At 45.0% G+C, this 22,386-nt stretch carries 24 protein-coding genes; 10 read left to right on the forward strand and 14 right to left on the reverse strand.

Going from position 1 to position 22,386, the window contains the following annotated elements; translation table 11 throughout:
- Entirely contained in the window at positions 1-240 is a 240-nt protein-coding gene (locus tag QUB77_RS08415; RefSeq protein ID WP_333295791.1) for a hypothetical protein, read from the reverse strand.
- 118 nt (positions 241-358) lie between these two features.
- On the opposite strand from QUB77_RS08415, the gene QUB77_RS08420 reads away from it, so the two are divergent.
- Positions 359-553: a hypothetical protein gene (locus QUB77_RS08420; protein ID WP_333171260.1), complete on the forward strand. Its 195-nt coding sequence runs from the start codon at positions 359-361 to the stop codon at positions 551-553.
- 104 nt (positions 554-657) lie between these two features.
- Here the strand turns inward: QUB77_RS08420 and QUB77_RS08425 are convergent, their stop codons facing one another.
- Entirely contained in the window at positions 658-936 is a 279-nt protein-coding gene (locus QUB77_RS08425) for a hypothetical protein (RefSeq protein ID WP_333171262.1), read from the reverse strand.
- Between the two features lie 220 nt (positions 937-1,156).
- Between QUB77_RS08425 and QUB77_RS08430 the strand changes: the two genes are divergently transcribed.
- From QUB77_RS08430 to QUB77_RS08440, 3 genes are all read left to right on the forward strand, one after another.
- A complete protein-coding gene (locus QUB77_RS08430) occupies positions 1,157-2,731 on the forward strand; it encodes a nucleoside transporter C-terminal domain-containing protein (RefSeq protein ID WP_333171265.1) in 1,575 nt (524 codons plus the stop codon).
- Between the two features lie 358 nt (positions 2,732-3,089).
- Positions 3,090-3,695 (forward strand): DUF3318 domain-containing protein, encoded by a 606-nt coding sequence (locus QUB77_RS08435; RefSeq protein WP_333171268.1) that lies wholly within the window; start codon positions 3,090-3,092, stop codon positions 3,693-3,695.
- A 47-nt stretch (positions 3,696-3,742) separates the two neighbouring features.
- Positions 3,743-4,015, forward strand: coding sequence for a hypothetical protein (locus QUB77_RS08440; protein ID WP_333171270.1), 273 nt, complete (start codon positions 3,743-3,745; stop codon positions 4,013-4,015).
- A 43-nt stretch (positions 4,016-4,058) separates the two neighbouring features.
- Here the strand turns inward: QUB77_RS08440 and QUB77_RS08445 are convergent, their stop codons facing one another.
- The 5 genes from QUB77_RS08445 to QUB77_RS08465 all read right to left on the reverse strand — a co-directional run bounded on the left by QUB77_RS08445 (position 4,059) and on the right by QUB77_RS08465 (position 5,544).
- On the reverse strand, positions 4,059-4,289 hold the full coding sequence (locus tag QUB77_RS08445) for a hypothetical protein (RefSeq protein ID WP_333171271.1): 231 nt from the start codon (positions 4,287-4,289) through the stop codon (positions 4,059-4,061).
- Positions 4,290-4,384: 95 nt separating this feature from the next.
- Entirely contained in the window at positions 4,385-4,615 is a 231-nt protein-coding gene (locus QUB77_RS08450; protein ID WP_333162634.1) for a hypothetical protein, read from the reverse strand.
- Positions 4,596-4,817 (reverse strand): CdiA C-terminal domain-containing protein, encoded by a 222-nt coding sequence (locus tag QUB77_RS08455; RefSeq protein ID WP_333171317.1) that lies wholly within the window; start codon positions 4,815-4,817, stop codon positions 4,596-4,598. The genes QUB77_RS08450 and QUB77_RS08455 overlap by 20 nt, the downstream gene beginning before the upstream one ends.
- A complete protein-coding gene (locus QUB77_RS08460) occupies positions 4,786-5,103 on the reverse strand; it encodes a hypothetical protein (RefSeq protein ID WP_333171273.1) in 318 nt (105 codons plus the stop codon). Before QUB77_RS08460 ends, QUB77_RS08455 begins: the two co-directional genes overlap by 32 nt.
- 183 nt (positions 5,104-5,286) lie before the next feature.
- A complete protein-coding gene (locus tag QUB77_RS08465) occupies positions 5,287-5,544 on the reverse strand; it encodes a helix-turn-helix transcriptional regulator (RefSeq protein ID WP_333171275.1) in 258 nt (85 codons plus the stop codon).
- A gap of 139 nt (positions 5,545-5,683) precedes the next feature.
- Between QUB77_RS08465 and QUB77_RS08470 the strand changes: the two genes are divergently transcribed.
- Positions 5,684-6,094 carry a hypothetical protein gene (locus QUB77_RS08470; RefSeq protein ID WP_333171277.1) on the forward strand — a complete coding sequence of 137 codons (411 nt, stop codon included), beginning with the start codon at positions 5,684-5,686 and terminating at the stop codon, positions 6,092-6,094.
- Between the two features lie 180 nt (positions 6,095-6,274).
- Here the strand turns inward: QUB77_RS08470 and QUB77_RS08475 are convergent, their stop codons facing one another.
- Both QUB77_RS08475 and QUB77_RS08480 read right to left on the reverse strand, forming a co-directional pair.
- Complete coding sequence (locus QUB77_RS08475) at positions 6,275-8,059, reverse strand: glycosyltransferase family 39 protein (RefSeq protein ID WP_333171279.1); 1,785 nt, start codon at positions 8,057-8,059, stop codon at positions 6,275-6,277.
- A 98-nt stretch (positions 8,060-8,157) separates the two neighbouring features.
- On the reverse strand, positions 8,158-9,372 hold the full coding sequence (locus tag QUB77_RS08480) for a glycosyltransferase (RefSeq protein WP_333171282.1): 1,215 nt from the start codon (positions 9,370-9,372) through the stop codon (positions 8,158-8,160).
- A 140-nt stretch (positions 9,373-9,512) separates the two neighbouring features.
- Here QUB77_RS08480 and cofH point away from each other — a divergent pair, with 140 nt between their 5' ends.
- Positions 9,513-10,658, forward strand: a complete 1,146-nt coding sequence (gene cofH, locus QUB77_RS08485) for a 7,8-didemethyl-8-hydroxy-5-deazariboflavin synthase subunit CofH (RefSeq protein WP_333171284.1) — start codon at positions 9,513-9,515, stop codon at positions 10,656-10,658.
- 44 nt (positions 10,659-10,702) lie between these two features.
- Here cofH and QUB77_RS08490 read toward each other — a convergent pair whose 3' ends face one another.
- Together QUB77_RS08490 and QUB77_RS08495 are read right to left on the reverse strand one after the other, a co-directional pair.
- Entirely contained in the window at positions 10,703-11,344 is a 642-nt protein-coding gene (locus QUB77_RS08490; RefSeq protein ID WP_333171286.1) for a Uma2 family endonuclease, read from the reverse strand.
- A 166-nt stretch (positions 11,345-11,510) separates the two neighbouring features.
- Positions 11,511-11,858, reverse strand: a complete 348-nt coding sequence (locus QUB77_RS08495) for a hypothetical protein (protein ID WP_333171288.1) — start codon at positions 11,856-11,858, stop codon at positions 11,511-11,513.
- A 131-nt stretch (positions 11,859-11,989) separates the two neighbouring features.
- Here QUB77_RS08495 and QUB77_RS08500 point away from each other — a divergent pair, with 131 nt between their 5' ends.
- Complete coding sequence (locus QUB77_RS08500) at positions 11,990-12,232, forward strand: helix-turn-helix transcriptional regulator (RefSeq protein WP_333171290.1); 243 nt, start codon at positions 11,990-11,992, stop codon at positions 12,230-12,232.
- 31 nt (positions 12,233-12,263) lie between these two features.
- Here QUB77_RS08500 and QUB77_RS08505 read toward each other — a convergent pair whose 3' ends face one another.
- The 3 genes from QUB77_RS08505 to QUB77_RS08515 all read right to left on the reverse strand — a co-directional run bounded on the left by QUB77_RS08505 (position 12,264) and on the right by QUB77_RS08515 (position 15,907).
- Positions 12,264-13,205: a hypothetical protein gene (locus tag QUB77_RS08505; protein WP_333171293.1), complete on the reverse strand. Its 942-nt coding sequence runs from the start codon at positions 13,203-13,205 to the stop codon at positions 12,264-12,266.
- Positions 13,206-13,213: 8 nt separating this feature from the next.
- Positions 13,214-14,413: an AAA family ATPase gene (locus QUB77_RS08510; protein ID WP_333171295.1), complete on the reverse strand. Its 1,200-nt coding sequence runs from the start codon at positions 14,411-14,413 to the stop codon at positions 13,214-13,216.
- Positions 14,414-14,668: 255 nt separating this feature from the next.
- Positions 14,669-15,907, reverse strand: coding sequence for an LL-diaminopimelate aminotransferase (locus QUB77_RS08515; protein ID WP_333171297.1), 1,239 nt, complete (start codon positions 15,905-15,907; stop codon positions 14,669-14,671).
- Positions 15,908-16,170: 263 nt separating this feature from the next.
- Here QUB77_RS08515 and QUB77_RS08520 point away from each other — a divergent pair, with 263 nt between their 5' ends.
- The 3 genes from QUB77_RS08520 to QUB77_RS08530 all read left to right on the forward strand — a co-directional run.
- On the forward strand, positions 16,171-17,262 hold the full coding sequence (locus QUB77_RS08520) for a hypothetical protein (protein WP_333171299.1): 1,092 nt from the start codon (positions 16,171-16,173) through the stop codon (positions 17,260-17,262).
- 240 nt (positions 17,263-17,502) lie between these two features.
- Positions 17,503-19,257, forward strand: coding sequence for a DUF3352 domain-containing protein (locus QUB77_RS08525; RefSeq protein WP_333171301.1), 1,755 nt, complete (start codon positions 17,503-17,505; stop codon positions 19,255-19,257).
- Positions 19,258-20,479: 1,222 nt separating this feature from the next.
- Positions 20,480-22,386 (forward strand): two-partner secretion domain-containing protein (locus QUB77_RS08530; RefSeq protein WP_333322899.1); only part of this gene is annotated, 1,907 nt, incomplete at its 3' end.

Here is a 22,386-nt window from a genome sequence, read left to right on the forward strand (position 1 = left end):
TTAGTCATTAGCCGGAAGGAAGAGGGAATTTAGAAAAGCCAATTCTCCATTACCAATTTTAATCTCTTCTCGTTGTGATTTTTTTTGAGCTGTAATGTTCCGCCCCAGTGCCAATAAACTTAAAAAGGTCGATCGAACACCGCCACCGCCGGGGGTCGATCGCACTCCAAAACCACCCGCTGCCAGAATGTCGGAATTTAAGGCAAATTTTGTATTGATCTGTAACAAGTGTATTGACAAAATTCCCCCAGAGTCCTATGATTTGAGCACGGATTGGGTAGAAAAGTAAAAACCCACACAAAAACTAGCTCCTCTAATAAAGTTAAAAACAAAATATTAATGCTTTTAGAGACCAACCATGCAAACTCCAACTTTCCCATTTCTAACGGAACAAATAGTTGAGCAGATATTTTCGTCAGGCGAACTGACTCGCAATGACAGACAGCGAATTCAGTCAATGCTGTTAAATGAGTCGATCGGCGAAAATGAATTGAGCTTAATTGAAAGAGTTATGGAAGGCGTAGTCAAGGGAATACTTGACGTGCTCAATTAGTTTAGAACTTGCGGTGATCTATCTAAATGTAGGGTGCGCAATGCGCACCTTACCCTAATTTATTATAAAATCGAAAATCGAAAATCGAAAATCGATTCACCCTTCTAAAAATCATCATCTGAGTCATCATCCGAGCTCTCATCGCGACGCACAAGTTCAGAAGGAGGCCTATCGTTACTCCAGGCCCACCACACGGAATCGCACTGGCAGCGGTAAAATTCTTGCCACTTGCGACGGTTGAACTCGGTATATACTGGCGATCGACGATTAATCCATACCTCAGCGGCATTCGTGCAGGTAGCGCCGCACTTGGGGCAGCAAAACTCATTAGCGTGAACCGCCGTCGCAGTCCATTCAGGAGGATGTGGAGCAAAAGCTTCCATGTGTTAGAGTTTCTATCTAAACTGCTGGTAATTACGGCAAATCAAGGGTTGCTAAAGATCCGCAGACTTCGGAATGACCTAAGCAATGACATAAGTACGCTGTTGAGTGCGTAATTCATCTGCCCGTTATTTTTTTTAGTATTTGCCGTCAGATGAATAGTATAACTGATGTGGTGCAAACCGTCGATCGGGATTCTCAACTATTTCAAGGACTAGGCTTATGTCAATCTACAATCTTATCTCGTTTCTGGGAATTTTTGGCTTATGTGCGATCGCCTGGATTTTTTCAGAAAACCGACAGTCCAAGTATATTCCCTGGCGCGTCATCACCTGGGGCATTGGCCTGCAATTAGTCTTAGGATTTTTAGTATTCCTGTTCCCCCCAACTCGCATCGCCCTAGAGTGGTTTACTAGCTTACTCGATGGAGTATTCACCGCTGCTGACGCTGGAGCGAGGTTTGTATTCGGGAGTAATGTTGTACCTATACCTGGTAAAGATCCGGCAGTTAATTTAGGATATATTTTTGCCTTTAGAGCTTTACCGACAGTCATCTTTTTTTCTGGCCTCATGGCGTTGCTATACAACATCGGCGTGATTCAAATTGTCACCGAACTTTTTGCCAAAATCTTTTATACGACAATGCGGTTGAGCGGCGCGGAAGCACTCAGCGGCGCTGCTAATATTTTCGTAGGAATTGAAGCGGCAATAGTCGTCAAACCTTATTTGCCGAAAATGACTCGTTCGGAACTTTGTGCAATCCTCTCTTGCTGTTTTGGAACGGCCGCTTCTTCAACTTTAGCAATTTACGTCAGTTTTCTCAAGCCAGTTTTTCCCAATATTTTAGGGCATTTAGTTTCCGCTTCAATTATCGCCATTCCCGCTTGTTTTGTCCTCTCCAAAATCTTAGTACCCGAAACAGGCGTGCCGCTGACAATGGGTGGTATTCCCAAGGAAGAACCCAAGCCTAAAGGCCGCGAGTTTGTGGGCGAAGAAATTTCCGAAATGGACGGCGAAGAATTCAAACAAGAGACTGTTGGGGGAGAACCCATCGAACGAGTCAGCCCTCTCGATGCAGCGATAATTGGTGCATTGGACGGTGTAAAAATGGCAGTAGCAATTGCCGCTGTTTTGATTTTAATCTTAGGCTTAGTTTCCTTAATCAATCAATTCTTTGGTTGGCTGTCCATTTTGCCCGGCCCAATTGGTGGCTTCTTCAAAGTTGTCACCTTAGCCAACATTATGGGATTTTTATTTTATCCCCTGACTCTATTAACAGGAGTTCCATTAGACGACTCTTGGCAAGCCTCAGTAATTATCGGTCGCAGGCTGTTAGAAACAGCAATTCCGCCCTATCAAAGTTTAGCAGAAGCGGGGGCAAAAGGACTGGTGAGCGCTCGTACAGTTTTAATTGTCAGTTACGCCCTTTCCGGCTTTGCCCACTTAGCCTCCGTCGGCATATTTGTCGGCGGCACAATCGCCCTAATTCCATCCCGTCGCAAAGACATTTCCGAACTCGGTTGGAAAGCATTATTTGTCGGCACCTTAGCGACAATGATGATCGCTTGCATCGCCGGCACCTTCGACACCGGAGACGCCAGCATTTTAGGCGCTAAGACAGCCCCTGCTGCCCCGCTAACATCCCCTGATTCTCCCAAACCACTGCCATCCCCAGCCGCGAATTCAAAGCCGTCTGTTGCCCCAGCAATTGCCAGTCCGAAGCCTTCGCCGAAGAGTGAAAAAGCAACTCCCAGAGCTCAAGAATCTCCTGCTTCTGAATCCAAGAAAAACCCTTAATATCTTCTAAGGACTTGTAGGGGCGGGTTAACAAACAATATTTGTCAATAATTGACAATCTCTAAAACCCGCCCTCACCCAACAGTAAATCCCCGTCTACTGTATGGAATGGTTTCACATACAATATTTGTCGATGCTTGAAAATCTGTAAAACCTGCCCCAACAGTAAGTTGCCTCTTACAGTTATATTTTCGTATTTTATCGAAATCAAGGTTGATGTAGTTTATTGGTTGGGTGGGGGCGGGTTTATGTAGATTTTTGATGGGAGTTAAATATTGTTGGTGAACCCGCCCCTACGAGCCCGTGACAGATAGGATTGTTTTTTAGGCAGATGCAATTACCAATTATCCCAAAAAGTATGAATCCAGATCCAGAAATTCGCCGCCTGTTAGATGTGATGCCCGCTTCCGGCCGCATGATGTGTAAAATTATTAATAAGCCCCAACAATCAACGGTAATTGACTGCGATTTTCCTTTGCCTTGGAATCAATCTCGCCCGATTTATATTAATTTTGATTTGTGGGGGCTGCTATCTAAGCCACAGCGGGATTTACTGCTATTGCGGAATGTAAGTTTTCTGTGCAATTTTAAGTGGTTTAAACCGGATATTTATCAAGGTGCGGCTCTGGCGGGAATTGTCGGGACTGTTGTAGAATTGTTGCAGGGAGATGCGATCGGCACTGCGATCGCGGGCGGTTTGACGGGACTCGCCATGACTCGAATTTGGCGCGACAACCGCAGTTCCCAAGTAGAGTTAGATGCTGACGAGGGGGCGATTAGAGTAGCGGGAAGGCGCGGTTACAACGAAGCGGAAGCGGCCGGACATTTGCTGGGGGCGATCGAGGCTGTGGCGCAAATTGAAGGGCGCAGTTTGGATTTTAATGAGTTGATTCGGTGTCAAAACTTAAAGGCAATATCGGGTATTTCGGCCGTGGGCGTACCCGATAGTATTAGGCAAGAGTGAAAAAAACCTTGATATAATCAAGACAGAAAACCATAAAATTCACAACTATGCTAATCCTGCCAAAACTGGAAAACCTGCGCGATACTCTACCTATAGAAGGAGCAGTCCGAATTGAATTAATGGAAGGCATACCGATTTTTAAGGCCTCGACTGCTGTCAAAAATCGCATTCAAGAACTGTTGGACAAACAACAAACTTTGCCCCTAAATCATGAGGAAGAACAAGAACTCAATCTTTACGAAGAAATCGACGATTACCTCAGTTTTGTCAATCGGACTGTCCGCAATCTTTTCTTGGGCCAGATTCAGCCTACTGTGTAGAAATGTCCGCTTTACCAATCAGTATCAGCTACACCACACAGCATTAGAAATCCTCCCTTGGGAAATTCGCCCATTCTTCCCTACGAACTTCATCTATGTCAGTCGCAGATAGTGCCATTCCCAAGTCAGCACATAAACCCCACAATGATTTGCGGGGAGTAGGACGAACGACAACTAATTCTCGTTCTATCTCAGGAACCATCCACTTAATCAACCGTAACTTTTCCGAGAGAGACAACTGCTTAACAAGACTGAAAACTGCCTCGAAAGTCATGTTTTTGTGTGGCAATGTTCGAGCGATATAATTTTATCATTTTTGCTAAGCGCAAAAGCGATCGACAATGACTTACTCTTGATACTTGTCGCAACTCAAACCAGTAACTCACCAAAAATTGCTTGTTCTCGAATAGCCTGATAATTTTTCAAAATCTCCGACAACCTCAGCAAAGCTTCTAATTCTCGTGCTTGTTTCGGAGTCAAATCTCTCCGTTCCGCTGCGTAAATAAGTTCGCCAAGCACAATCAACCTAGCTTCAACAGGAATATTATTTTTGATCCCCAGCTCGATTCTTTCCTTAAAACTATTGAAAAGATTCTCCATTGTCCAATTCCTCCCTCGTTAACTCTTGAACTTTACCATCATTAAAAATCAATGTGATTTTTTGCAACAGCCTTTCAGTATCCCAAACCATCGCTCTGGTAATTCCTTTATTGATATCTGCAATATCAACCTCAGTATTTATATGATAAGCTACATTGCGAGCGCGTTTTTTAGCGACAGCTACGCCTCTTTGAACTTGTATTTTTGATACTGACTGCTTGTGGACTCAGCTCTTTAAACTCCCAGATTTCCCCATCAATTTCAGCATCAGGTGTTCTGATGCCTGGTGAAGCTTGCTCGCTCAATAACTTCACTCGTCGCCCAAGTCTCGCCAAAACTTCAGCGATAAACCGCTCAGAATCATTGGTATTATGGTTTTGATGGATGAGTACGAACCCGCCTGTATCCTCATTATAATAATACCGTTCATACTCAGGCTCGGCAAGGTTGTAGATGTTCTGACTTTGCTGGATATAATTTGGCTTCACGGTCAATCTTTAGCCTGATTTTATGATTGTAGCTTACTGTTTTAGGGAAACCGATCGCCCTTTTTCTCTCTACTGTGTCATCGTCCGATTTAGGGTAGGGGGAAATAAAAAAGCTCGGTTCCTGTCGCAAGCTTGGCTAATGCACTTATTTTAAGCAAAAGTGCGATCGCCCGATCCATCCCCCTATGACTCCTCCTCATCTACTCGGCGACTGAGATAATCCGGCAACTCATCAAAAGATACCCCCACCAAACCGCAAAAATCCCTCATTTGCCGCACAGTCATCGTAGGTTCGTCTCCCTTTTCCCATCGCCGAACCGACGAAGCCGACACCCCCATCCGCACAGCCAACTCTTCTTGGCTCAAGTTAGCGTCCTCTCGCAGTCTCCGAAAAGGCAACTCATTTTCTGGTTGCCGTTGACGTTGCCTTTTTTTTACCATATTATTATAACTATCCAATTTAAGCGCTTAAATTAAGCGGTTACTGGCACAGCCATAGCCAAAACAGACTGCACTAAAAATCAAAGGTGCAATTCTGTCACTTTCCTATGGGCAAACATACCCAATTTAGAATACAGCCATGAACACCCCAGAAACTGCGAATGCCTGGATTATTTACCGACTGCTGCCCAACTTTCAGCGCTTACCTGTCGCGCAATTTCTCAGCCGCAGCGAAGCAGAATCTTCCCTGAAAGTCATCCGGCAAATGCTACCCAATACCGAATTAATACTTGCTTTTGAGGTGGGGCCAGAAAATCCAACTACCGAACCGACTCAGCCCCCTGCTAAAAAGCCAAACTTGCAAACTTCAGTTAACCAAGAACTCTTGAAACTTTTCATTATCAGTTCTCGTCCTGTTGTTTCCCGTGTCATTCATTCTTTTCACCGCGATAATTTTGCCTGCGTTTCTGACTGGAGTCCGCTTGTCCCAACTCAAAATCCCGGTGAAGTGATGAGCGTCTTAATTAAACATTTTGCCGCTGACTTTTAGTGTTTGATTGAACAGTCTCGATCGTGTTAATAGCGGTAAGGTGCGCAGTGCGCACCCTACATCTACATCAGCAGGGTGATGCGTATTGGTAATAGCTTTAGCAATGTCAGTTTATGGAGTCATAAATTTATCGATCGCTCTTTCTAGTCGATCGGACTGTCGTTGCGGGCGATCGCCAAATCAGGAACAATGATAAACTTGATATTCATACCCATCCACCGCAGGCAACTCGCGCGATTCAACCTGACACTTTTGTGCTTCTAGATTGACAGGTGCGCGAAAATTAACCAGCCACAAATCAAGCGGACGTTCTAATTGACTGAGTGTTTTGTCAAGTGTCCCTGTCGCTATTTCCGGCGCATCCCTTCTCTGATTAGCCAAAAGAAACAGCGGAGAATCAAAGGCTTTAACTTCTTCTTTCTTCCTAACATCCGTTACATCCGTTACATCCGCTACAAAATCCGTTGCCGAACTTCTTTCCCATTCCCACCCTATCCCCATCAACTCTCCTATTTCTACATGAGTCTTTTGAGTAGTGGCAATTAACACGGGAACTTTCGATACTTCGCGGATAACCGGAATTAAAATATCAGGTTTGTAATATTTTCGATAGCCGAGATTGGAATTTACTGTGACACCGCTTGCAAAACCCATTACTAAAATTAGCACCACTGCTTTTTTGCCCGGAACTTCGATCGCCCGTAAATTAAACCATTGACTTTTTGCGGTAGGTGTGTTAAAAACAACCGCCAACATTGCTCCTAAAAGCAATATCACCCCCGGAAAGTAGACGAAATTGTATCGAGCCCCGCGAGTTAGGTCAATCCCTAGAATATATGCAAAACTGAAAAATAGGAAAATTGCTCCTAGCACAAATCCGCCGAAAATAACAGTACCTAAACGAGTATCGGGCGTTGTTAAGGACTTTTTAAGAGCGCTAAACAGGATGGGAAGCACCAATATAAAAAATATTGTCATTACGATCGCCGATGCAACTACTACTGCCAAATTTGACGATTCAATCGGCAACAGAGACATCACAGTCACCCATCCAGCTAAAGCTTGAAAAATCGGCGCGATCAAATCTAAAAATGTGCGATCGCCACTGACAATCCAATTAGTTAGTTCGCTGCCGTATTTATTTGACAAAAAGACCGGCAACCAAACTAAACCGCCAGCTAAAGTACCGATCGCTACTGCGAAAAGCCGCCAGAGGATTTGAGATTGCCAAATATTAGGCTGCTGGCTGTCGTCAACTGGCAACTTTCCATTAAACTGCTGCCAGATTACAGCAATTAATGCTATTGCTTCCGCACACAAAGTCAGTGCAAAAAAGTAGTGAACGGCAATTCCCAAACAATTAACAACTACCCAAAGCAGCACCGCCCAAATAGGCAAGGGAGCGCGCTGCTGTAGCTTTTTGGCAGCTAATGTCAAGCAAAAAAGAGAGGCAATAACTAATAAGATTCCTAAAGTGTAGTGGCGAGCTTCTTGAGCGAGATAAATGCCGTAGGGAGAAACTGCCATCATCGCCGCTGCACATTGACCGACTAAACGGGAACTAAAAGCAAACGTGCCTAAAAAGTAGATAGCGGGAACTGAAATCACACCTAACAATGCAGGAAGAGCTCGCCCAATCCAAACTAAACTATCCTCGGTCGGCCCAAACAATCGCATCCACCAATGAGCGAGCATAAAATATACTGGTGGATGGTTGCTTTCTAGCAGCAAATTGCGTAGCACGTCGGCAATCCCAGCATCGGGGCGCAATTGTAGCGGTTGTAATAATGTAGAAAGATCGATCGCGCGATCGATCGGCACACCGCGAAAACTGTTGCCCAAACTAAACACTAGAGTCGAAAACTCGTCTGTCCACAGCGGTTTCGAGTCCAAATTGGCAAAGCGCAAAATAAAGGCGATCGCCGTCCACAGAAATAGCAACAACAGTTGTTTGTTCTTAATCATTAATTCTGTCAGCAGTCAGTTGTCAGTTGTCAGTAGTCAGTAGTCAGTTGTCATCACTCAACGCCGTCAACAGTCAACAGTCAACAATTCCCCATTACCTATTGCACGTCCGTCACCCGCCAACTCAGCTTCATATTGATCCAGAAATTCCACAGAGTCACAGTCGCGATCGCAATTAAGTTAGCTAAATATTTATTCACCCCAAAAACATTAAACAGCAAATTAACCAGCAGCACATTCAAAATCAAACCCATCAAGCAAATGGTATTAAATTTCAACAGCCGTTTCAATTGCTGGCGCTTTCCTGGCTGCCGCTTAGAAATATCCCCAAAAGTCCACAAATCATTCCACAAAAAGTTACTGATAATTGCAAATTCAGCAGCAACGATCAGACTGCGAGTCAGCTCCAAATTGAGGATCTCGGACAGCACATACAAAACCCCCATATTCACAAACACGCCGCTGAAACCCACAATGCCAAACCGCAGAAACTTGCCCATCGGCCAGCGGGCAAACCGCAACCTCAGCAAATGCCGCAAATACTCAATATACTGTTTCCAGGTAACTTTGCTCTCCCCTTCTTGCCGCTCCTGAAACACGTAACCCACTTCTCCAATCCAGCGGATATCGCCTCTGCCGAGCACTTCAATCAATATTTTGTAACCAGCAGGATTCATTGTTTTGCCGGCTATGCAACTGCGGCGCACCATAAAATACCCGCTCATCGGATCGGAAACTCGACCCACGACTCCGGGCAGTATAATTAATCCCAAAGTCTGAGCACCCCGCGATAAAAATCGCCTGACAACGCTCCAGTCGCTTACCCCGCCCTCGGCAACGTGACGACTCGCAGCAGCTAAATCTGCTCCCCGCTGAATTTCTGCTAAAAGCTGCAACAGCGTCTCCGGGGGATGCTGCAAGTCGCCATCGATGACGCCCAAAACCTCGCCGCGAGCTGCCTGCCACCCGCGAATTACGGCTGTGGAAAGTCCCCGCTCCTCTTCCCGGCGCATCACCCGCAATTGCGGATATTCCGGTGTCAGGGACAGGGCGACTTCCCAGGTGCGATCGGGGCTGTCGTCATCGACTACAATTAATTCGTAGTTGGCGGGAAGGATACCATCGAGCAATTGGCTCAATTTTTCCACAATACTCTGGATATTCCTGCGCTCGTTGTAGGTGGGAATTACCAGGGAAAAACAAATTGGCGGTGTGCGTGCGTGTACAAAAGTTGAACCGAAAGTCTGTATAGCAGGAATTTGCAAAGGCCCCGACGGCACTGGCAAAACCTGATTTGGTTGGTAGCTGCCCATAATTTCAGTGTTCAGAAAGTCAAGGATAGTTTGGTAGAACTTGAGATTGTAAAATATCGTTCCTCGATAATTGATTAGTTAAAATATAAAAACGCCTTAATTCTAGTCAGTAATTCTGTAATTGAGTTAAAAAGAAAACTGTGGATGCAATTCTCGATCGAGCTTTACAAGGTTATAACATTTCTGCCGCAGAAGCCTTGGTACTTTTGCAGCAAAGAGATCCAGACGCGCGAGCTTCTATTCAAACAACCGCTGACTTGCTCCGCCGCCGACAATCAGGGGATACTGTCACCTACGTTATCAATCGGAATATTAATTTTACTAACATTTGCGAGCAGCATTGTAGTTTTTGTGCATTCCGCCGCGACGAGGGAGATGAAGGCGCTTTTTGGTTAGACGCAGCTCAAATTCAGGAAAAGGCAAGTGATGCAGTGCAGCGGGGTGCGACGGAAATTTGTATGCAGGGCGGCTTAAATCTTCAAGCTAAGCTCAACGGCGCATCTTTGCCTTATTATCTGCAATTGGTGAAAACTATTAAGGATAAGTTTCCTCAGTTGCACTTGCACGCTTTTTCGCCGCAAGAAATAGAATTTATTGCCAGAGAAGATAATCTCTGTTTCAGCTATGTAATTTCGGCTTTGCAGGATGCGGGAGTCGATTCGATGCCGGGAACCGCGGCGGAAGTTCTCGACGATTCTGTGCGACGGGTGATTTGCCCGGAAAAACTAAATTCGGCAACTTGGCTGGAAATTGTGGGAACTGCTCACAGTCTGGGTTTGCCGACAACGAGTACGATGCTTTGCGGGCATATTGAGACGGCCCGGCAGCAGGTTTTGCATTTAGAAAAAGTACGATCGCTCCAACAAACTGCGATCGACCAAAACTATCCGGCACGCATTACAGAATTTATTTTACTACCATTTGTCGGACAAGAAGCACCGGCTCCTTTGCGGAGTCGAGTCGGTCGCGACCAACCAGTTTTAGCAGATACATTGTTACTCACCGCTGTATCGAGAATCTTCTTAGGCAATTTGATTTCCAATCATCAACCCAGTTGGGTAAAATTAGGTTTAGATGGAGCTACAGAAGCGCTGAAATGGGGCTGCAACGACATCGGGGGTACATTGATGGAAGAGCACATTACTACAATGGCTGGTGCGGTTGGTGGCAGTTGTCAATCGGTCGAAGATTTGCAAAATGCAATTAGTTCTTTGGGCCGGAGTTATCAGCAAAGAGATACAATTTATCGACCTTTAGGGGTTGACAATTTGGCAGTAAGTGTGTGATTTTTTGGACGCGAAGTGCGAAGTGCGTAACGTCTCCTACGAGTTTAGCCGATCGCACTTTCCAATTCTTCTAGCGCTTGCAAATTTCCAACCTGCCAAGCACGTTCCACTGTAGCCGGAATCAGTTGGGCGAGCGCAATTCCCGGAAAATTCGGACTAATATCCGATTCTACATACTCTCCATCTTGCAGCAAATAAACGCGAAGTCTGCCGCTGTCATAAACCCATATTTCTGGAACTCCAATAATTTTATAGGCATCGATCGTCGTTTTAGAAGTAACATCCGTTTCAATTGCCAAATCCGGCGGCGGATCGTCCGGTAAAAGTCGGCGGCGGCCAATCATCCGCTGATAATTTAGAATATAAAAGCAAGCATCAGGTTCAACTCCTGCTGCACCTTCCCGTTTGAAAGTAGTAGAACCGAAGGGTTGGTATCTTAGGCGCGCCGACTTAAGTAAAATCTTGACAATATCAGAGATTAAATCTCTGGGAATTTCATGTTCTGGTAAAGGAACCATAATTTCTAAAGTCTCTTTGCTGTAAGCAACTCGTGCCGATCGCTTTTCTCCCAATTCCTCCAAAATCGACTCGAATTCCAGCCAAGTTATATTGGGAATAGTTACGACACTGCCGGGAGAAAGCGTTATTTGGCTAACAGGTTTGAGGACGGGGGTGATAACAATCATAAGCTGAATTGCGAGCTAGTTGTTAAGTTTGTGCCAAGGGCAGGCAGGATGCCTACCCCACAAGAGTTTTTGGATATATCTGTTGAGTTTAGCACGGGCAACGAGAAGAGATTCGCGATCGCACTTTGGACTCAATTCTAGAAACATCGATCGCACATTTATGACTTCATTGCAGCCGGATTAATTTGACTAAAAGACTCATGATTTCTCCCTGCTCGGGTGTAATAATGATGCGATTGTCGGGAATGGCGATCGGATGAGTCCAACGAACAGCTTCCTCGTAACGCAATGCGTGCAGTTGGTGGATAGTTCGGCGTACCCCCAGCGGCGAACCGATGATGACGTGACGGACTGCTTCGCGATCGGCCTCAAAGGTTTGGTTGGTTAAAACATTCGGCGATGTTTGGTTCGATGATGAATCTTGCAACATAGCTTTGACTAATAATTTTGGATAGGTTTGATGGTTTGTAACGGTAAAACCGCGTACAATAGCAAGTTGAAGAAAAGACAGCAATTCCCCTACAGCACAAGTTGCGGTTCTGGTGCTGTCTCATCTTGATTGTCCTAGCGTAAACTAATTAACGGTTATAGTCAATAAATTTAAGCATATAGTAAGTAAATTTAATATAAGTTAACAAATAGCCTATGGGAATCTCAGAAAGAGCCGATCGATCGCCCTTAATGCGATTGAGAACTCAGCGGTTTATGACTCAAAAGCAGCTAGCAGACGTACTTGGAGTTACGGAAGCGACGGTAAGGAACTGGGAATCGGGGCGATCTGTACCGAAGCTAACGCCTGTTCAATACAAGAAATTGCTAGAGATTCTGCAAATTACCTCTGCTGAATTACCAGACCAATTTGGTTATCCCAGCGATGCTGATGGATAGAAAATGGAATATTATAATTGAGGCGTTTTCTTTAAACGAAGTCATACAATGTTTTGAAAAAAAAAGGAATATGAAACTTAACATCGCTACTTTGCTGTGAATAAAATCTCCCAATTTCTAAGGATAGTTGCTCTCTAAATAGGCGATCGTTACCGCTCCAGTCAACGGGTGGCTTAATTTCTCCCCAATAATCCTTAACTTTTTTAATTGTGAGCAAAGCCATAATTAATTGATGCTTGCACGTTTCATCGGAGGTATTTTGAAACTCAGTTTTCCATGAATCTTGTAATTTATTTAAGTCCGCACAATTTAAACAATGATTTATGCGATCGAGCGATCTCTGTATGTTAAGGTTATTCTTCAAGTCTGGATCGCTACTAATTTTATCAGCCATATCCATATAAATACTATTCAGTTGAACAGGATTATCCTGATACATGGGATAATTAGGATAATCATCAAATATTGATTGAAGCTCAGGTGTGATAAAATATGCTTCTTTATGAATCAAACCTGTAATCCATATCCGGTGTAGTGCTGCATTTTGCGCTCGCACCTCCGATTTTTCGTAAAGATTGCAAAAAATTGCTTCTGTATCGGGAAAAAAGTAATCATCAATCTTTTGCAGGTGCAAGTCCAAATCTATCCTTGCAAAAAGTCGATCGGGTTCTAAATTCGAGTTAGTGGTATCCTGTTTGTGTAATTTTAAAAGCTTCAAATAAGTATTTATTACACTTGCGCGATCGCCGCAGTTGAAAAATTGTGGCCGCTTCTCTCTCCACCATCTCGGAACGCAAGCCTTATAAAAGTTGGCATCCGGCATTTCCTCCATTTTTTTATAAGCTTGAGGCGATCGTGTACCCTCGATATCGGGAATAGGGCCTTCGCATAGCACCACAATTTTTTTCTTAATTCTGGGAGATTGAAGAATTATTTTGCAGTGTTCTTCTAGCTGTTCTGGATTCAGACTCATTTCTAGTATTAGGATTCTTGTTTGATCAGTTTTGGCTCAATTTCTTTAACGTGAGCTGGTGTCAGAGCTTCACACAATGCGTAGGAGTGAGTTGCCAGAATATATTGATTGCTAGGCCCCCACTCTTTGAGGTCTGATATAATTTGATATTGCCAATCGGGATGAAAAGCAATTTCAACTTCATCCATCAAAACAATAGCATCTTCTATGTTGCGGGACTTGAGCCATATATAAATACTAAGTCTTTTGAGTTCGCCGTGACTTAAATCTTCTGGATATAGTTCTATAGTTTCACCATTATTATCCAAGTGAAAGTTGACACCAGCAAAATCTTCATCTAAATTTATCCTTTTATTTCCCAACAGCAGATTTAAGTCGTTAATTAGAGTTTGATAGTTATTGCCGTAGCTACCTGTTTTTATCATTTCTTTCAAATCGCGCTCGGCAGCAGCTTTAAAAGATTCAATAAGTAGCTCTACAGCAAGAAAGTCATAGGTAAACAAGCCTTGTAATTCAGATCGTGCTGATTCGAGTCTACCATAATAATTATTGTCTCCGCTACTGGATTTTTTAAATAATAGTTCCCTAGACTTTTGCGGGAGAAATAAAAAAACCTGTGTTGCAGGAGCTGCTAGAAAAATTTTATGCGATATCTTCTCTAGGAATGATTTTGCTGGCTCCTGGCTTTGATTGTTAAAACGACATTTTAACTCTGTAATTAATTTTGACTCTGTAAATCTTAGGGTTGTTATATCATCGTTATCTATTTCTTCTTTAACCTTTTCAATATGACATATATCTATGATATTATTTTTGTCAGTTATAAAATCAGGCTTAGCTATATAATTTTCTGCAAAAAAACTTTTACAATAAAATTCAAGTATGACAATGTTTTTTCCATCCAAAATATAAATGATTGCTAAAAATTTTTCTTCTCCGGTCAAGATTTTAAATCCCTGAATCAGATTCTGTATAAACGGTTTTTTCTCGTCATCAACAGAACAGTGCAGCAATACAAAAATTAACTGCAACAGCGTACTTTTACCGCCGCCATTTTGACTCCCCAGCGGAAAAATCTTAGGAACAAAATCCTTTTCAAAAGTGATGTCAATATCTTTTAAACCGCGAAAATCAGGAACTTGAACTCGTAACAAGTGCATAAGAACTCCTAGTGTTGGGTTGCATTTTTTATTGAAACGCTGAGCCACAATCATTTTAGATTATAACTCACATCTTTTACTATTTTCATGAACAGGCTTTCCGGCCTGTTCCACAACATATTAAATTAATGCTTTTTCGCTGATTCCGACAGTCCGCCAGGGGTTGAAACCCCTGTCTCAAAGCAAAAGTCCTCTGAAGAGGACTGAAGAACTCATTAGTCCTCTTCAGAGGACTTTCGCTATTAGCCAAGGAATTCATTCCCTGGCGGTCTGGCGGCCTTTCCGTTTAAGCAGAAAATGAGATTAAACCTTAAACTTCTCCACAATTCGTCTCATCGCTTCTTCCACATTCTCCCGACTATTAAACGCCGAAATGCGGAAATAACCCTCACCCGCCGCACCAAAACCCGAACCAGGAGTTCCCACCACATTGCAAGTTTCCAGCAACTTCTGAAAGAAATCCCAACTCGACAAACCGTGAGGCGTTTTCACCCACACATAAGGTGCATTTTCGCCACCAAAAACCTGGATTCCCGCCGCTGTCAATTTCTCGCGAATAATCGCAGCATTTTCCATGTAAAAATTGACTAATGCCTGAATCTGTGCCTTCCCGGCCTCCGAATAAACCGCCTCAGCACCGCGCTGCACGATGTAAGAAACGCCGTTAAACTTAGTAGATTGGCGGCGGTTCCACAACTTCCAAATTTCGACATCGGAACCGTCTGCTGCTTTTCCAGTCAAAGTCTTCGGTACAACTGTCAGCGCACAGCGAGTACCCGTGAAACCAGCATTTTTGGAAAAAGAACGAAATTCGATCGCACAATCCCGCGCCCCTTCAATTTCGTAGATAGAATGCGGTAAACTCGGATCGGTAATATACGCTTCGTAGGCCGCATCGAAGAAAATAATCGAACCATTAGCTTTAGCATAATTTACCCAAGCTTGCAAGTGTTCCTTCGTTGCAGTTGCCCCGGTCGGGTTATTCGGGAAACACAAGTAAATTAAATCGACTTTTTTGTCAGTGGGAATTTGGGCAGTAAAATTGTTTTCCGCTGTAATTGGCAGGTAAACTAAGCCGCCGTATTCGCCATTTTCGTTCGCATCTCCCGTGTGTCCGGCCATCACGTTCGTGTCTACATACACCGGATAAACTGGATCTGTAACTGCGATCGTATTATTGTTGCCAAAGATATCGAGAATATTGCCGCAATCGCACTTAGAACCATCAGAAATAAAGATTTCCGAAGCATCAACATCGCATCCCCGCGACTTAAAATCGTGCTCGGCAATTTTCTCCCGCAGCCACTCATAACCTTGTTCCGGGCCGTATCCTTTAAAGGTATCCCGCGAGCCCATATCTTCCACCGCCTTCACCATCGCCTCCCGACAAGCAGCCGGTAGCGGTTCCGTCACGTCGCCAATCCCCAGCCGGATGATGGGCGCTTCGGGATTCGCCTCTGCATAGGCTTTCACCCTGCGCCCAATTTCGGGAAACAGGTAGCCGGCTTTGAGTTTGAGGTAGTTGTCGTTGATAGTTGCCATAGTTCGATCGCTACAAATGTCGTAGAATAGCTTACTCCCAATTGTCTCTCTCAAGCAGCAGCAAGTTCGGCAACCAGCAATGTACGGGATTTAAGGGATGTGACGGATGGATGTTCAGGGAAGAGAAAGATTTTCCCGACTCGGACACTCAAACCCTTCGATACTCCGGCATCACAGCCAATCTGCCTAGTTGCTGACCAGCCATTGACCAAAAAATCAAATCACCTTGTATAATCAGAATAGTGTGCAGTGCAGAAACCATTATGGACGAGATCGAGTACGCCAAACTCTATCAGGAACTGGCGGCAATTCTGAATGAGTTTAATTTAGGTTGGGTAGTTCAACAAGTAGCGGATACTGTAGAGATAGGCAAAGTAATAGAAGAGCGATCGCTCAAAAGAAAAACACCCCTGCTCAAGATAGAAGATTATACCGCAAAAGAACAACTTTTGCTGTTAATTAATGCTGTCGAACAAGCGACGGTCAACACTTCCGAAATGGAAGACGAAATTGCTTATTTCTTGAAAGTAGAATCAGAAACCTCTCCCCTCGGCACAAAAATTACCTTTGCCAATTCCGGTGCCGAAACTGCCAAAACAATTGAGTTTACCTCCAGCGTCACAGCCCCGCGCCACAAACAGGCGATCGCCCTCAAGCACTTGCTCGAAAAACTGCCCTCCGGGCCCAGCAACTACGCCATAAATTCCGAAATTAAAAGCAAATTAAAAAGCTCGATCGATCCCGATTTTAACACAGCGGCAGAACAATCCAGAATTTTTGACACTTACCTATTCACTATTCTGCTAAAAGCAGTTGCTAATGAAGGCGGTACTATTTATTACAACAATGTTTTAGACGACGAAACACCGAAATATTTAACCTTTAGAAAAACAGCGGGAAAAATTCACGGAACTGCACATCCCTATACTCATGCTGTTGTGGAATTTCCCGACAAACCTGCCCTGGAAGTTCACCTAGGAGTAAAAGTCCAAGGTAGAGCCGGAGTTCTGCACAACTGCAACGTTTTAATTTTGTACCAAAAAGAAGCAAATATCTGCCGCTTGCTCAACCGCGAACCCCGGCACTCGCAGGTAATTTTAGCAGTAAAATCCGAACACAGCACCTCAGAACTCAAACTAGAAATGGCTGGTGCTTTTATCGGCTTAGCGTCAGACATTCGCTACGAAGGCGGCAGCTATTTCATTTCTAACAGTTACTCGCAATCCGTAGCAAAACTGCTAACTACTGCTCGCAAAAAATGGGAACTAAACATTTTTCCTAGAGCCACAAACGATGTCCATCGACTGATGTACTCGTTTCAAACTATCTTTAAAGACTTTAAGGCCAGAAACTGATTCGATTAATCAGGACTAAGGCCAACTGGCACAAAAGTCTTGCTACATTTTTTGTGTTAGGTTTCGTTCCACGAGCCTAACCTACTGTCTGATGCAAGTAAGGACTGTTTTTCTGCTTGTTCCCGGAGGGGTAAATGCGAGTTTCCTAAATTTGCCCGGTTAAATGTATCTGCTAATGTATCTGCTACATGAGTCAAGAAAATAATCTATCATGTTGCGAGCACCCGAACCTTACGAATAATGTTTAAGAAAGATAAATCTTCCCTGCTGTTTACGATCGGAGCCGCCACACTTCTGATCGGTTTAGGCTTTGTCACCTACTACCTCGTGATTTCCCGTGGGCCCGCCAAAGATTTGCCGCCGGGGGCAACGGTTGTCCCGCAAGATACGATGATGGCCCTATCCATCAGCACCGATGAATCGCAGTGGAATAGACTGCGAGAGTTTGGCACGCCGGAGTCAAAAGCTTCGTTTGAGAGGTTTTTAACGGAAATGCGCGATCGCCTTCTCACAAGCAACGGCTACGCCTACCAGCAAGACATTCAACCCTGGGTAGGTAACACTGCAATGGTAGCCTTTCTCCGCAACAAAATAGCTATACCAGCCCCCTCGCCGGCACCCAACACGCCCCCATCTCCGCCCATTCAACAGTCAGTGGCAATTATCCTGCCAATTGCCAACCCGATCAAAGCCAAAGAATTATTAGCAAAACCCAGACCCCTCAGCCAAGGAAAAATAGTTGAGCGTAATTATAAAGGCGTGCAAGTCACAGAAACTCAAGGCGTACCCGATCGCAATTTCTCAGTCGCGGTATTGGGCACCAACTATCTAGCAGTTACCACAGATCCTAGCGCTACAGACAGAATAATCGACACCTACAAAGGCGAACCTTCCCTAGCAAAAACCCCTGGCTATGCAGACGCCATAGACAAAATAAAAAGTCCGGGCGCCTTCGGTCAAATCTACGTCAATATGCCCGTTGCCGCCGCCTATGCCGCCGCCAACTCAGCCCGTGAAATTTCGCCAGAAAGCCTCGAAAAACTGCAACAAAATCAAGGATTTGCCACCACAGCAACGCTGGATGCAGAAGGAATTGAATTCAAATCAGTCTCTTGGCTAAAACCAGATTCTACCAGAAGGATAGCAGTAGAAAACAATGCTCTAAAAATGGCTAACCGCCTGCCAAGCAATACAATAATGATGGTATCCGGCGGTAACTTGCAGCGTTTGTGGCAAGACTACGTATTGGGCTCCGATGCGAACCCGATTGCCCCGATTAATCCCCAAGTTTTACGCACAGGTTTAAAATCGACTACCGGCTTGGATTTAGATAAAGACTTGATGAACTGGATGGCGGGAGAATTTTCTCTATCATTAATACCAGCCCCCGCCCAGAATCCCAGAGACAAATTTGCTGCCGGATTTGTATTTATGGTGGAAACAAACAACCAGGGCGCCGCGAACAAATCCCTGAAACAGCTTGATGAAACGATGAAAACTAAAGGGTTTAGAGTGGAGGAAATTCAAGTCGGCGGCAAACCGGCGATTAAATGGACATCGCCGTTTGGAGGGATTACGGTAACTCGCGGTTGGATGAACGATGTAATGTTTATGACAGTAGGAGCTCCCGTGGTTGATGCGATCGTTCCGGCACCGAAAAGTCCGCTTTTAAGCAGCGAAATGTTCCAGAAAACTGTACGATCGCAACTTCAACCTCACAACGGCAATTTTTTCATCGACACCGAGAGTGCGTTTAACCCGAAAAACCTAGCTTTACCGGAGTTTCCTCCCAGCCAAAAAATGTGGATTGATGCCACGCGGTCGATCGGCGTTACAGCGGCCGTCATTGGCGATCGTACCACCCGTTATGACGTTTTTGTCGGTCTCAAAAAATCCACCCAATCCACTCCTTCTGCAAATCCTTCACCCCGTCCTGCTTCACCGCGCCCTGCTTCTCCCAGTCCCTCGCCCACTGTCCAAACTTCGCCCAATTAACTCTTAAATCCTTCCACAAATCCGCCTCTACACCCCCTTAAATACCAATAGGGCGAGCGATTAAAACCGAAAACTTGCCGATCGAAATCGGCAACAGTGGACTGGACTACAAGAGGGAAATAGAGCCGGAATTAAGTAGTTTTACTTCACAAAACCTCACACAAAAAAAACCAAAAACCCGGTTTTTTATTTAAATAAACCGGGTTTCTCAACACCCTAACAATTTAAATTACTGAAGAAGAATTCAGCATTCTGGAGCCAGAATCCAGAAGGGATTCTGTGCGACAGGATGGAGAATCGAGGTTTAAAGCCCCCGATTTTAATCGCGGATCACAAAAAAAATATTTCCGTGACCGTTAACCCTCACTTCAGGTATGGGGTATTCTGAATTCTGAATTCTGTCTTCTGATTCTTTCTCATTTCTTCTTTTCATAATTTTAATTTTTGGCAAGTGTAGAGTATTTTTTGTTTTGTATAAAATATTTGGGGATGTTTCCTGGTCAGTCTTGGACGCAGAAACGTAGTTTTTGAACCCCGATACTTCCTTCCTACTCTCAATAATAGTTAAAAAACCGAGTTTCTAGGGGTGGGAGTGCCTCTAGGAAGGCCGTTTTTGTTTTTTTTAATATGTCATGCGGAAGATACAGAGCCAAGGAATTTAGAGTTATATTTAGATTGTGGACAAGCTAGGCTGAAAAAATCGCAAAATCAGACGCAAATTCTACCCATTGAGTCCTGAATGCACTTGCGGTCAGAAACCTGGTTTCTTCATAAATATAGCGTCTTCAACCGTTCCGAACAACCTCTGCAGATCTTGGCATTCCTAGTCAGTACCTGTACAAAATCGGAACGTGCAGTCAAGCGTCTTAACTGACTAATTTCATCTGGTCATGACACCATGATGTAAACGCCAGCATTATGCACTGTCGAAGGCGATTAAGTAACGAGTGAACAGGTTTATAGCCAAGGGTATCGCTTTCCTAACAAGGGAACGTGAACATTTACCAGGCCAACCTTACTGAGTAATAAAAGTGACAGAATAGCTCACAACTACCCCTCGGCAAATGAGGGGTAAATTTCCAATCTTCTACGCAAATTGACCAGACATAGCACGGATGTGCAGATATTGATTCACACAGCCGTCAACCAAGTTTTTTCTTTCTATAAAGCCAGTTTCTTTACCTAATTTCTGTGATTTATATATTTTACCCATTAAAAACCCATGAAAACCGCCAAAAATATTCAAAAAAAGTCTAAATTCCTCTCAAAATCCAGAATAAGCAAACTGACACTTGCTCTGCAAATAGTCTTAATAAATATTTACTTTTTGCAAGCCAAAGCCGAAGGTCAAACAATTGTTCCAGCGGCGGACGCAACAGGCACTACCGTCACTCCCGCAGCCCAAAACGGAACTCCTGGGCAGCCAACTCGCTTCGATATTGAAGGCGGAAAATTATCGAGCGATCAACAAAATCTTTTCCACAGCTTTAAAGAATTCGGCTTGTCGGAAAATCAGATTGCCAACTTTATATCAAACCCCAACATTCGCAACATTTTAGCGGGCATAGGCGGCGGCAACCCCTCAATTATTAACGGCTTAATTCAAGTAACCGGCGGCAATTCTAACTTGTTTCTGATGAATCCATCCGGCATCATATTTGGCAACAGTGCCAGCTTAAACGTGCCGGCTTCTTTCACAGCAACCACCGCCACCGGTATTGGATTTGGTTCAAACTCATTTAACGCCAACGGTAGTAGCACTTACACATCTCTGACAGGCGCGCCCAATTCCTTTAATTTTGGGGCCGATCAAGCAGGGGCAATTATCAGCACGGCCGACTTAGCAGTCAAGTCAGGGCAGAACTTAACCTTGCTCGGCGGTACAGTTGTCAGCACAGGCAGCCTTTCTGCCCCAGACGGTCAAATTACCGTAGCATCAGTTGTGGGGACAAATTTAGTGCGCGTCAGCCAGGGAGGCAATTTGCTGAGTTTGGAAATCGAGCCACCCTCAGCGACTAGCAGCACTGGAACAACGGTAACAGCTTCGGCATTGCCGATCGCATCCTTGCCCGAACTCCTCACAGGCATCGGTGAAACAAACGCTACAGGCATCAGCGTCAATGCCAGCGGTGAAGTGGTACTCACGGCCTCTAACCGAGCAATAGCTGCGGGGGACGTGGCACTAAAAGATGCAAACGCTGGGGCGATCGAAATTCAAGCAGCCAACAGCATTGCAGTCAGCGGAAACCTGACAACTTCCCAAGGTGGCCCAATCGCCCTAGAAGCTAGTGGCGACATTAGCACTGCGGATCTCGACTCCCACTCCGACACCACCGCAGGCGGCAACATCACCGTCACCAGCCGTACAGGAAAAGTAGAAACAGGCAATATCAACGCAAGCTCGATCGACAAAACCAGCAACGCCGGAGAAGTTATTATTGCAGCACCCTCAAGCAGCATTCAAACAGGGTTCATAGACGCCAACTCCGAAGAAAAACAAGGTGGCGAAGTCACCCTCAACGCCCGCGACGATATCGAAGTAACCCATATCAACACCGAAGGCCGAACAGGCGGAGGGGATATTGACATTACAGCCGGCGGTAATTTCCGAGCTACAGGCACTTTCACAAACGATAACAACTGCTTGTCGCAAGCTTGCAGCATTTCCGCATCCACGACTGGTAGCGCTAATGGTGGAGATATTACCATTAGCCACGGTGGGGAAGCCTCGAACACTCTTTTCAGCGTCGGGGCAGACTATAACAGAGTCAACGGTACTGCTGGCAGCATTGCCACTGGGGGTCCAAAGAAGGAAAATGTGATTACACAGGGAGGTTATTTCAGCCCCGGCCCTCAGATAGTACAGCCGACCCAAATTAACATTACGGCTTCTTCAGTATCGCCAGCGCCAACCCCAGCACCCGCGCCAACTCCCGCCCCAACACCAGCGCCCGCACCCGCACCAGCGCCCGCACCAGCGCCAGCGCCCGCACCAACTCCCGCACCAGCGCCCGCACCAACTCCCGCACCAGCGCCCGCACCAACTCCCGCACCAGCGCCCGCACCAACTCCCGCACCAGCGCCCGCACCAACTCCCGCACCAGCGCCCGCACCAACTCCCGCACCAGC

Source organism: Microcoleus sp. AT9b-C3 (genome assembly GCF_036705485.1).
GTDB lineage: Bacteria > Cyanobacteriota > Cyanobacteriia > Cyanobacteriales > Microcoleaceae > Microcoleus.

Excerpts from the sequence above, each read along its gene's own strand:
- QUB77_RS08420 (WP_333171260.1), top strand. The coding sequence starts at position 359 with ATGCAAACTCCAACTTTCCCATTTCTAACGGAACAAATAGTTGAGCAG.
- QUB77_RS08425 (WP_333171262.1), bottom strand. The coding sequence starts at position 936 with ATGGAAGCTTTTGCTCCACATCCTCCTGAATGGACTGCGACGGCGGTT.
- QUB77_RS08430 (WP_333171265.1), top strand. The coding sequence starts at position 1,157 with ATGTCAATCTACAATCTTATCTCGTTTCTGGGAATTTTTGGCTTATGT.
- QUB77_RS08435 (WP_333171268.1), top strand. The coding sequence starts at position 3,090 with ATGAATCCAGATCCAGAAATTCGCCGCCTGTTAGATGTGATGCCCGCT.
- QUB77_RS08440 (WP_333171270.1), top strand. The coding sequence starts at position 3,743 with ATGCTAATCCTGCCAAAACTGGAAAACCTGCGCGATACTCTACCTATA.
- QUB77_RS08445 (WP_333171271.1), bottom strand. The coding sequence starts at position 4,289 with ATGACTTTCGAGGCAGTTTTCAGTCTTGTTAAGCAGTTGTCTCTCTCG.
- QUB77_RS08450 (WP_333162634.1), bottom strand. The coding sequence starts at position 4,615 with ATGGAGAATCTTTTCAATAGTTTTAAGGAAAGAATCGAGCTGGGGATC.
- QUB77_RS08465 (WP_333171275.1), bottom strand. The coding sequence starts at position 5,544 with ATGGTAAAAAAAAGGCAACGTCAACGGCAACCAGAAAATGAGTTGCCT.
- QUB77_RS08470 (WP_333171277.1), top strand. The coding sequence starts at position 5,684 with ATGAACACCCCAGAAACTGCGAATGCCTGGATTATTTACCGACTGCTG.
- QUB77_RS08475 (WP_333171279.1), bottom strand. The coding sequence starts at position 8,059 with ATGATTAAGAACAAACAACTGTTGTTGCTATTTCTGTGGACGGCGATC.
- QUB77_RS08480 (WP_333171282.1), bottom strand. The coding sequence starts at position 9,372 with ATGGGCAGCTACCAACCAAATCAGGTTTTGCCAGTGCCGTCGGGGCCT.
- QUB77_RS08490 (WP_333171286.1), bottom strand. The coding sequence starts at position 11,344 with ATGATTGTTATCACCCCCGTCCTCAAACCTGTTAGCCAAATAACGCTT.
- QUB77_RS08500 (WP_333171290.1), top strand. The coding sequence starts at position 11,990 with ATGGGAATCTCAGAAAGAGCCGATCGATCGCCCTTAATGCGATTGAGA.
- QUB77_RS08505 (WP_333171293.1), bottom strand. The coding sequence starts at position 13,205 with ATGAGTCTGAATCCAGAACAGCTAGAAGAACACTGCAAAATAATTCTT.
- QUB77_RS08515 (WP_333171297.1), bottom strand. The coding sequence starts at position 15,907 with ATGGCAACTATCAACGACAACTACCTCAAACTCAAAGCCGGCTACCTG.
- QUB77_RS08520 (WP_333171299.1), top strand. The coding sequence starts at position 16,171 with ATGGACGAGATCGAGTACGCCAAACTCTATCAGGAACTGGCGGCAATT.
- QUB77_RS08525 (WP_333171301.1), top strand. The coding sequence starts at position 17,503 with ATGTTTAAGAAAGATAAATCTTCCCTGCTGTTTACGATCGGAGCCGCC.